This window comes from Stenotrophomonas sp. PS02300 (genome assembly GCF_029959395.1).
In the GTDB taxonomy this organism is placed as follows: domain Bacteria; phylum Pseudomonadota; class Gammaproteobacteria; order Xanthomonadales; family Xanthomonadaceae; genus Stenotrophomonas; species Stenotrophomonas maltophilia_AD.
Genome location: NZ_JASCOP010000144.1, coordinates 1 through 9,337 on the forward strand (window position 1 = coordinate 1; position 9,337 = coordinate 9,337).

The 9,337-nt window shown below is 68.8% G+C and carries 9 protein-coding genes and 1 riboswitch; of the genes, 7 read left to right on the plus strand and 2 right to left on the minus strand.

The annotated features are described in order from the left end of the window. Positions 1-94: 94 nt before the first annotated feature. Both metE and QMX79_RS18195 read right to left on the minus strand, forming a co-directional pair. Positions 95-2,392: a 5-methyltetrahydropteroyltriglutamate--homocysteine S-methyltransferase gene (gene metE, locus QMX79_RS18190; protein WP_282248026.1), complete on the minus strand. Its 2,298-nt coding sequence runs from the start codon at positions 2,390-2,392 to the stop codon at positions 95-97. Positions 2,393-2,605: 213 nt separating this feature from the next. Continuing rightward, positions 2,606-2,837, minus strand: a riboswitch (cobalamin riboswitch). A 45-nt stretch (positions 2,838-2,882) separates the two neighbouring features. Then, positions 2,883-3,179 (minus strand): HigA family addiction module antitoxin, encoded by a 297-nt coding sequence (locus QMX79_RS18195; protein ID WP_282248027.1) that lies wholly within the window; start codon positions 3,177-3,179, stop codon positions 2,883-2,885. Between the two features lie 132 nt (positions 3,180-3,311). On the opposite strand from QMX79_RS18195, the gene QMX79_RS18200 reads away from it, so the two are divergent. The 7 genes from QMX79_RS18200 to QMX79_RS18230 form a co-directional block, all read left to right on the plus strand. Beyond that, positions 3,312-4,091: a hypothetical protein gene (locus QMX79_RS18200; protein ID WP_282248028.1), complete on the plus strand. Its 780-nt coding sequence runs from the start codon at positions 3,312-3,314 to the stop codon at positions 4,089-4,091. Between the two features lie 70 nt (positions 4,092-4,161). Continuing rightward, positions 4,162-4,731: a sigma-70 family RNA polymerase sigma factor gene (locus QMX79_RS18205; RefSeq protein ID WP_282248029.1), complete on the plus strand. Its 570-nt coding sequence runs from the start codon at positions 4,162-4,164 to the stop codon at positions 4,729-4,731. Then, positions 4,728-5,495: an anti-sigma factor gene (locus QMX79_RS18210; protein WP_282248030.1), complete on the plus strand. Its 768-nt coding sequence runs from the start codon at positions 4,728-4,730 to the stop codon at positions 5,493-5,495. Before QMX79_RS18205 ends, QMX79_RS18210 begins: the two co-directional genes overlap by 4 nt. 157 nt (positions 5,496-5,652) lie before the next feature. Next, the gene (locus tag QMX79_RS18215; protein WP_282248034.1) at positions 5,653-6,549 is read left to right on the plus strand and encodes an acyl-CoA desaturase; all 897 of its coding nucleotides are present in this window, start codon (positions 5,653-5,655) and stop codon (positions 6,547-6,549) included. Position 6,550: 1 nt separating this feature from the next. Continuing rightward, complete coding sequence (locus QMX79_RS18220; protein ID WP_282248031.1) at positions 6,551-7,831, plus strand: FAD-dependent oxidoreductase; 1,281 nt, start codon at positions 6,551-6,553, stop codon at positions 7,829-7,831. Next, a complete protein-coding gene (locus QMX79_RS18225) occupies positions 7,828-8,595 on the plus strand; it encodes a DUF1365 domain-containing protein (protein ID WP_282248032.1) in 768 nt (255 codons plus the stop codon). The genes QMX79_RS18220 and QMX79_RS18225 overlap by 4 nt, the downstream gene beginning before the upstream one ends. Continuing rightward, positions 8,592-9,337: class I SAM-dependent methyltransferase (locus QMX79_RS18230; protein ID WP_282248033.1), on the plus strand; the 746-nt coding region annotated here is incomplete at its 3' end. The genes QMX79_RS18225 and QMX79_RS18230, both read left to right, overlap by 4 nt.

Below are 9,337 nucleotides of genomic sequence, written 5' to 3' on the forward strand. Positions count from 1 at the left end.
ATCGGGGGGGCCCAATCAACGGGGCCAGGGGCACACCCAGCGCCCCCGCCGCGGCCACGGGGGGCGGCGGGGCCCTTGTGCAACGGAAAGGGAATCAGGCGGCGTTGGCGTCTGCGCTCTCATCGCGCAGCTGCCGTGCGGCCGCCACCAGCGCTTCCAGCGCGGCGCGGGTCTCCGGCCAGCCACGGGTCTTGAGCCCGCAGTCCGGGTTCACCCAGATCTGCTCGGGGCGCAGCACTTCGGCGGCCTTGCGCAGCAGGGAGAGCATTTCCTCCTTGTCCGGCACGCGCGGCGAGTGGATGTCGTACACGCCCGGCCCGATCTCGTTGGGGTACTGGAAGCGCACGAACGCATCCAGCAGCTCCATGCGCGAGCGCGAGGTCTCGATGGAGATTACATCGGCGTCCATTGCCGCCACCGAGTGGATGATGTCGTTGAACTCGGAGTAGCACATGTGGGTGTGGATCTGGGTGGCATCGCGCACGCCGCTGGCGCTGATCCGGAACGCTTCCACCGCCCAGTCCAGGTACTCGCGCCACTGCGCGCGGCGCAGCGGCAGGCCCTCGCGGATGGCCGGCTCGTCGATCTGGATCACGCCGATGCCGGCCGCCTCCAGGTCCAGCACCTCATCGCGCAGTGCCAGCGCGATCTGCCGGCAGGTATCGGCGCGGGCCTGGTCATCGCGCACGAACGACCACTGCAGCACCGTCACCGGGCCGGTCAGCATGCCCTTCATGGGGCGGTCGGTGAGCGACTGTGCGTACTGCGACCAGCGCACGGTCATCGGCTGCGGGCGGGTCACATCGCCGTAGATCACCGGCGGCTTCACGCAGCGCGAGCCGTAGCTCTGCACCCAGCCGTTCTTGGTGAAGGCAAAGCCCTCGAGCTGTTCGCCGAAGTACTCCACCATGTCGTTGCGCTCGAACTCGCCGTGCACCAGCACGTCCAGCCCGATCTGCTCCTGGATGCGCACGCAGTGCTCGGTCTGGCTGGCCAGGAAGGCATCGTAGTCGGCGTCGGGCAGGGTGCCGGACTTGTTGCGGGCACGGGCTTCGCGCACTTCCAGGGTCTGCGGGAAGGAGCCAATGGTGGTGGTGGGGAAGCGCGGCAGCTTCAGGGCGGCAGCCTGGGCCAGGTGGCGCTGCGGGTAGCGGCTGTGGCGCTGCGCATCGGCCGGAATCAGTGCGGCCAGGCGTGCGGCCACGGCGGGGTTGTGCACGCGCGGGGATCGCTTGCGGGAGGCGATGCGCTCGCGCGAGAGCTCCAGCGCGGCTTCTGCGCGGGCGGGCACGTCGATCGCATCGGCAAGCACGCGCAGCTCTTCCAGCTTCTGCTTCGAGAACGCCAGCCAGCCGCGAAGTTCGTCGTCCAGCTTCTTCTCATGCGCCAGGTCCACCGGGCTGTGCAGCAGCGAACACGATGGCGCCAGCCACAGGAAGTCGCTGCCCAGCTGGCCGTGGGCGTAGCGGGCCAGCACCAGTGCGTTGTCCAGGTGGGTGCGCCAGATGTTGCGGCCGTTGACCAGCCCGGCCGAGAGCACACGGCCGGCGGGCAGGGCCTTGATCACCGCATCCAGCTGTTCGGGCGCGCGCACCAGGTCCACATGCAGGCCATCCACCGGCAGCGAGGCCGCCAGTTCCAGGTTGTCGTCCAACGCACCGAAATAGGTAGCCACCAGCACCTTGGGGCGGGCGGCGGTGGCCAGTACCGCATAGGCGTGTTCAAAGGCGGCACGCGCTTCCGGGCTGAGGTCCTGCACCAGCGCCGGCTCATCCAGCTGCACCCACTGCGCGCCGGCGGCCTGCAGCTGGCCCAGCAGCTGCAGGTACACCGGCAGCAGCGCATCCAGCAGGTCCAGCGCCGGACTGCCATCGGTGGTCTTGGACAGCAGCAGGAAAGTCACCGGCCCGATCAGCACCGGGCGGGTTTCGATGCCCAGCGCCTTGGCCTGGCGGTACTCGGCCAGCGGCTTGTCGCCGCGCAGCGCGAAGCCTTGGCCAGCCTGTAGTTCGGGCACCAGGTAGTGGTAGTTGGTGTCGAACCATTTGGTCATTTCCAGCGCGTGCAGGTCGAAGCCATCGCGCTGCAGCCCGCGGGCCATGGCGAAGTAGCCGGCCAGCGGATCGGCATCGGCCAGCGCGCGGTAGCGGGCCGGGATGGCATCGAACAGGAAGGCGGCATCCAGCACCTGGTCGTACAGGCTGAAGTCGTTGCTGGGCGGCACATCCACCCCGGCATCGCGCTGCAGCTGCCAGTGCGTGGTGCGCAGGGCGGTGGCGGTGTCCTGCAGCGCTTCGGCGCTGCTCTGGCCGGACCAGTACGCTTCCAGCGCGCGCTTGAGCTCGCGCTTGGCGCCGATACGGGGGAAACCCAGGTTGGTAACAGTGGTCATGGAACGTGTCCTCATTGCAGTAGCGGCATTGAGGAACGAAGGAACTGCGCGGCACCCACGCCATTGCTGCCGTGTCCGCCCCGCCAGCGACCTTCGCCCCCGCGGGCGAACCGGATGCCGTGAAGCGGACGCACGGGGGCAGCGCCACGCAGAACGCATGGCGGCAGGCCCCGGCAACCTCCCCGCGGACGTTCCAGGTCGAATCAGAGGACGGTCGTGTCCTCCGGCCGGGGCCGGTATTCGGGCTGATGGACACGGGCACGGGGCCCACCTACTTCCTGCCGCTTCCCAGGCGCTAGGCCCAGTGCTGTTGGCAGGTTTCGTTTCCACTCACCGCTGCGGGGCAGCTCCGGAATGGGTGCGCAAGGCACCGTCACCGGATTCCCGTTTAAACCCATCCCTTCATCTGCATGAAGAGATGGATACCTTCGGCGAGCACAAGGTAGGCCGAGTTGCGGCGGCGGTCAAGGGGAGGCAACGCGATCCGCGCTCAGGCGGCGGGCTGGTACGGTTCAATGCGGGCAAGCACGTCGGCCAACTCGTCGCGCGCCTTGGCTGCGTCGTACGACATCTGCAGGTTCATCCAGAAACCCTCGCTGGTACCGAAGAACCGCGCGAGCCGTAGTGCCGTGTCGGCCGTGATGCCCCGACGCCCGGCGATGATCTCGCTGATCCGCGTCTGTTTGACGTCGATCGACTTGGCCAGCCGGTACTGGGTCAATCCGAACGGGGTCAGGAATTCTTCCTGCAGGATCTCGCCGGGGTGCGGGTAAGGGATGGAGCGCATGGGAGCAGTCCCAAAGATCGTTGACCTGAATACTACCGTCTGACGGTAGTAGTTCAAATCGAAAGTATCTATCGGTGCATCCGCCAACCCACTTGCCGCGTATCTCTCCAGCAACCTCCCATGGAAACCGGCATGCGCCGCCTCCCCATCAGCTCGGCTGGACTGCTTCTGCTGCTGTGCCCGTTGCTGGCGCCTGCCCAAACCGTGCAGCGGCAGGAAGGGCGCGCCTTCGCTGCGGATGGCGGGGCCTTGCTCTACCTCGAGACCCACTGGCTGCAGGGGCCGCCGGAGGCGCTGTCACGGCTGGTGCTGTACCGCTGCGCCGATGGCCGGGCCTTCGCGCGCAAGTGGATGACGCCGCAGGGCAGCCCGCAGACGCCGGACTTCGCCCTGGAAGACGGCCGCGACGGGTACCAGGAAGGCGTGCGCGGCAATGGTGCGGCGCGCACGGTGTATGTGCGTGCCACTTCGGATGCCACCCCGGTCAGCCGCAAGTTGGAGGTGCCCTCCGGCGCGGTGGTTGATGCCGGCTTCGATGCGGCCGTGCGGCGGCATTGGGCAGACCTGCTCGAAGGGCAGCCCGTGGCATTCCAGTTCCTGCTGCCCAGTCGCCAGCGGCTGGTGCCGTTGAAGCTGCAGCGCACCGGCGCGCTCACCTGGAAAGGCCAGCCCGCACAGCAGCTGCAGATGAAGCTCGATGCGTGGTTCGGCTTCGCGGTGCCCGCGGTAACGCTCATCTATGCCAGCGCCGACCAGCGCCTGCTGCAGTTCACCGGCACCGGCAACGTGCGCGACCACAAAGGGCGCTACCCGCAGGTGCGCGTGGAGTTCCCCTCCCCGCCCGTAGCCGCTACCGCGGCCGAGCTTGCCACGGCGCGGGGGCAAGCATTGGTGAAGACATGCGACCCATGAATACCCCCTTGCAGCCGCCCTCAGGAGCAACGACCATGCAGGCTTGCTACCTGCCGACACCGAGCCTGCGATGCCTGAGCTGGATGCTTCCGATACCGCCGCGTCAGCACGCCTGGACGGGCTTCTGGTCCAGGTGGCCGAGGGCGACCGCCACGCGTTCGAGTCGGTCTACCAGCTGGCCTCGGGCCGGTTGTTCGCGATCTGCCTGCACACCCTGCGCGACCGCCGCGATGCCGAAGAGGTCCTGCAGGATGTCTTCACCACGGTCTGGCGCAAGGCCACCCAGTTCGATGCCACGCGGGCCTCGGCCATGACCTGGCTTTCGATGATGGCGCGCAACCGCGCGATCGACCGCCTGCGCTCGGCACCGCCGCGGCCGCTGGATGACCTGTCGGTGGCCGAAGAAATTCCCGATTTCGCGCCGCAGCCGGCGCAGGCGGCCGAGCATGCCTCCGACCGCGAGCGCCTGGATGATTGCCTGGATACCCTGGAACCGCGCCGCCGATCGCTGATCCGCAATGCGTTCCTGCACGGCGCCAGTTATGAAGAACTGGCCCGCCGCATCGGTTCGCCGCTGGGCTCGGTGAAGAGCTGGATCCGGCGCGGGCTGGGCCAACTGCGGGTGTGCCTCGAACGATGAACATCCGCGACCTTCACGAACTAGACGACGGCCAGCCGCCGAGCGCCGACATCCTGGCCGGCGAATACGTGCTGGGCGTGCACGACGCCGCCGAGCGCCTCAGGATCGAACACCGCATCGCCACCGACCCGGGCTTCGCCCGGCTGGTCGAGCAATGGCAGGTGCGGCTGGCCCCGCTGCTGGAAGAACTGGGCAGCGAAGCGGTACCGTCGCACCTGTGGCCGCGCATCCGCAGCGAGCTGGGCTGGCCGGCGGTGACCGCCGCGCCCAAGCTCTGGCAGCGCACCGGTTTCTGGCAGGGCATGACTGCCCTGGCGGCCGCGCTGGCACTGGTGGCGGTGTTCAACCGCCAGCCGCTGCCCACCGCACCGTCCACCCCGGTGGCCGTCACCCCGGCGCCGACCCCGGCCGAGCCGGAGCAGGCGACCAAGCCGGTCACCCCGCTGCTGCACGACGATGGCACGCCCGGCTGGCTGGCCTCGGTCGACAAGGCACAGGGCAAGGTGTTGATGGTGCCCGTCCCCGCACCGGCCGATTCGGCCGGGCGCGCACCGGAGCTGTGGCTGATTCCGGCCGGCGGTGCGCCGCGTTCGCTGGGCCTGGTATCGATCAACCGTGCCCACACCGTGGCGGTGCCCGATGCGCTGCGTGATGTGCTTGTGAACGGCTCGGTGCTGGCGATCACGCTGGAACCGTCCGGCGGCGCGCCGCAGGGCATTCCGACCGGCCCGATCATCGCCAAGGGCGACATCGCCAACCTGTAACGGCCACCCCTTCCGGAATTATTTTTCGGAAGGGGTGCATCCAAACGGCGCGAGCCTGCGTATCTCCTGATGAACCGCTCAGGAGACGCGCGACATGCTGTCCCGTTCCACCCCCGACCAACCCGCCCGCGCCCCGCGCGGCCGCTGGGCCACCGTGATGCGCTGGTTCGATACCGGCGCCGCCGCGCCGGCGGCCGAGGGCAGCGGCAACCGGGTGGACTGGCTGCGGGCGATTCCCTTCGTGGGCATGCACCTGGCCTGCCTGGCGGTGATATGGGTGGGGGTGTCGTGGGTGGCGGTGGGCGTGGCGCTGGCGCTGTACGCGGTGCGCATGTTCGCCATCACCGCGTTCTACCACCGCTACTTCGCCCACCGCACCTTCCGCACTTCGCGCGTGGTGCAGTTCGTGTTCGCGCTCATCGGCGCGGCCAGCGTGCAGCGCGGTCCGCTGTGGTGGGCCGCGCACCACCGCAACCACCACCGCCACACCGAAACCGCCGCCGACCCGCATTCGCCCACCGTGCATGGCTTCTGGTGGAGCCACATGGGGTGGTTCCTCACCACTGAGGGCTTCCGCACCGACTGGGCGCGCATTCCGGACCTGGCGAAGTACCCGGAGCTGCGCTGGCTGGACCGCTTCGACACGCTGGTGCCGGTGGCATTGGCCGGCGCGCTTTACGGGCTTGGCGCACTGCTGGAACACGCTGCGCCGGGCCTGGGCACCAGCGGCGGGCAGATGCTGGTGTGGGGCTTCTTCATTTCCACGGTGGTGCTGTTCCACGCCACGGTGACGATCAATTCGCTGGCACACCGCTTCGGCCGCCGCCGCTTCAATACCGGCGATGACAGCCGCAACAACCTGTGGCTGGCCCTGCTCACCTTCGGCGAAGGCTGGCACAACAACCACCATTTCTTCCCGGGCACGGTGCGCCAGGGCTTCTATTGGTGGGAAGTGGACATCACCTGGTACGGCCTGCGCGCGATGGCTGCGCTGCGCCTGGTGAGTGACCTCAAACCGGTGCCGGCCTGGGTGCTGGCCAAGGCGGAGCACTGACATGCGCATTGCCGTGATCGGATCGGGCATCGCCGGGCTGGCCAGCGCGTGGTGGCTGAGCCAGCGCCATGAAGTGACGCTGTTCGAGGCCAATGATTACCTCGGCGGCCACACCCACACCCAGATGGTGCAGGTGGATGGCCGCCTCCGCGCGGTGGATACCGGCTTCATCGTGTTCAACCCGCAGCACTACCCGTTGCTGACCGCGCTGTTCGAAGAACTCAACGTGGCTTCGCAGCCCACCACCATGAGCTTCTCGGTGCACAGCGAACGCAGTGGGCTGGAATACAACGCCACCACGCTGGATACCCTGTTCTGCCAGCGCCGCAACCTGCTGTCGCCGCGCTTCTGGGGGATGCTGGCAGACCTGCGCCGCTTCTATCGCGAGGCGCCTGCGCTGCTGCGCAGTGGGGAAGCGGGGCCGTCGCTGGGCGAGTACCTGAAGCAGGGCCGCTACGGCGAGGCCTTCATCCAGGAGCACCTGCTGCCGATGGCATCCGCGCTGTGGTCATCGCCAACCCAGGCCTTGGCCCACTTCCCGGCGCGCTACCTGGTGCAGTTCATGGCCAACCACCAGATGCTGCAGATGACCGGGCGCCCGGCGTGGCGGGTGGTGCAGGGCGGTTCGGCGCGCTACGTGGAGGCGATGCGGCGACGCTGGCGGGTACGCGAGCGGCTGGAATGCCGGGTGCTGGGCGTGGAGCGGCAGGAACACGGGGTACGCGTGCTCACCGCCGATGGGCTGGAAGGCTTCGACCAGATGGTGCTGGCCTGCCACAGCGACCAGGCACTTGCGCTGTTGTCCGATGCAGATCCCACCGAGCGCAGCGTGCTCGGCGCGATCCGCTACCAGCCCAACGAGGTGGTGCTGCATACCGATGCCAGCCTGCTGCCACGCAACCCCAAGGCGTGGGCGGAATGGAACGCACACGTGCCGCGCGACCCGTTGGCACCGTGCACGGTCAGCTACTGCATGAACCTGCTGCAGGGCATCGAGACGCCCACGCCGCTGGTGGTGACGCTCAACCGTACCGATGCGATTGCGCCGGAGAAGATCCTGCGCCGGATGCAGTACGCCCACCCGGTGCATGACCACGCCATGGTCCGCGCGCAGGGGCGCTGGGCGGAACTGCAGGGGCGCCGCCGCACCTGGTTTGCCGGCGCCTACTGGGGCTGGGGGTTCCACGAAGACGGCATCCGCAGCGCGCGCCGGGTGGTGGAGGCGCTGCAGTCGCTGGATGCCGAAGCCTACTGGCCGCTGTCGCAGGGTGTGCCGGCATGAGTGCCAGTGCGATCTATCGCGGCAGGATGCAGCACCGCAGGCATGCGCCGCAGCCGCACGCGTTCGACTACCCCATCGCGCAGCTGCTGATCGACCTGGATGAGCTGGACCACCTGTTTGACGGGCGCTGGTTCTGGTCGGTGAACCGCCGCAACCTGGCCGAGTTCCGCCGCAGCGATTACCTGGGCGCCGCGGACCAACCGCTGGCCGATGCGGTACGCGCACGCATCACCCAGGCGCTGGGCCATGCGCCCCTTGGGCCGGTGCGCATGCTCGCGCACCTGCGCCACGCCGGGCACATCTTCAACCCGGTCAGCTTCTACTACTGCTACGCCGCCGATGGCACCACGCTGGAGTGCATCGTGGCCGAGATCACCAACACGCCGTGGCAGGAGCGCCATGCCTACGTGCTGCCGGTGGCGCAGGCCGACGCGCACGGCCGCGCGCTGGCCTGGACCTTCGACAAGCAGTTCCACGTATCTCCGTTCCTGCCGATGGACTGCGAATACCGCTGGCGCTTCACCGCGCCGGGCGATGACCTGCACGTGCACATGCAGGTATGGCGCAACGGCGCGCGCCAGTTCGATGCCGACCTGGCCCTGCAGCGCCATCCCCTCACCGGCCCCGGCCTGGCCCGCGTGCTGCTGCGCCACCCGCTGATGACGGTGCAGGTGGTGGCGGCCATCCACTGGCAGGCGCTGCGGCTGTGGCTCAAGCGCACGCCCGTCCACGACCACCCTTCCATTGCTGGAAAGCACCCATGAATGACATGACCCGACCGCTTGCCCTGCCCGTGCCCAGCACGCTGGAAGCGTTCCTGCGCCGCCGCCTGCTGGCACAGCTGGCCCCGCTGCAGGGTGGGCGGCTGCAGCTGCGCGATGCGCTGGGCGATGTCTCCCTCGGCGATGCCGACGCACCGCTGCAGGTCACCGTGTGGGTCGACAACCCGGCCTTCTACCGCGCTGTTGGCGCGCAGGGCAGCGTGGGTGCCGGTGAGGCCTACATCCGCGGCGAGTGGCGCTGCGACAACCTGGTGGGGCTGGTGCAGCTGCTGGTGCGCAACCGCGCACTGCTGGATGGCATGGAGCGCGGCCCGGCGCGGCTGGGCGGCTGGCTGCTGCAGGGCTGGAACTGGCTGCGCCGCAACACCCGCGAAGGCAGCCGCCGCAACATCGCCGCGCACTACGACCTGGGCAATGCGTTCTTCTCGCTGTTCCTGTCCCGCGACCTGATGTATTCGTCGGCGTTGTACGCCGAACCGGGCGACACGCTGGAAGTGGCCTCGCAGCGCAAGCTGGCGCGCATCTGCGAGCAGCTGCAGCTCAAGGCGGGTGACCGCGTGGTCGAGATCGGCACCGGCTGGGGTGGCTTCGCGGTGTATGCCGCGCTTCACCATGGCTGCCACGTCACCACCACCACCATCTCCAGGGAGCAGTACGCGCGGGGCCCCCCGCGGGGGGGCCGCGCGGGGGGGGCGGGCCGGGGTGGTTTTCACATCTGGCGCGG

Coding starts and splice junctions, on each gene's coding strand:
- metE (WP_282248026.1), bottom strand. CDS start 2,392: ATGACCACTGTTACCAACCTGGGTTTCCCCCGTATCGGCGCCAAGCGC.
- QMX79_RS18195 (WP_282248027.1), bottom strand. CDS start 3,179: ATGCGCTCCATCCCTTACCCGCACCCCGGCGAGATCCTGCAGGAAGAA.
- QMX79_RS18200 (WP_282248028.1), top strand. CDS start 3,312: ATGCGCCGCCTCCCCATCAGCTCGGCTGGACTGCTTCTGCTGCTGTGC.
- QMX79_RS18205 (WP_282248029.1), top strand. CDS start 4,162: ATGCCTGAGCTGGATGCTTCCGATACCGCCGCGTCAGCACGCCTGGAC.
- QMX79_RS18210 (WP_282248030.1), top strand. CDS start 4,728: ATGAACATCCGCGACCTTCACGAACTAGACGACGGCCAGCCGCCGAGC.
- QMX79_RS18215 (WP_282248034.1), top strand. CDS start 5,653: ATGCGCTGGTTCGATACCGGCGCCGCCGCGCCGGCGGCCGAGGGCAGC.
- QMX79_RS18220 (WP_282248031.1), top strand. CDS start 6,551: ATGCGCATTGCCGTGATCGGATCGGGCATCGCCGGGCTGGCCAGCGCG.
- QMX79_RS18225 (WP_282248032.1), top strand. CDS start 7,828: ATGAGTGCCAGTGCGATCTATCGCGGCAGGATGCAGCACCGCAGGCAT.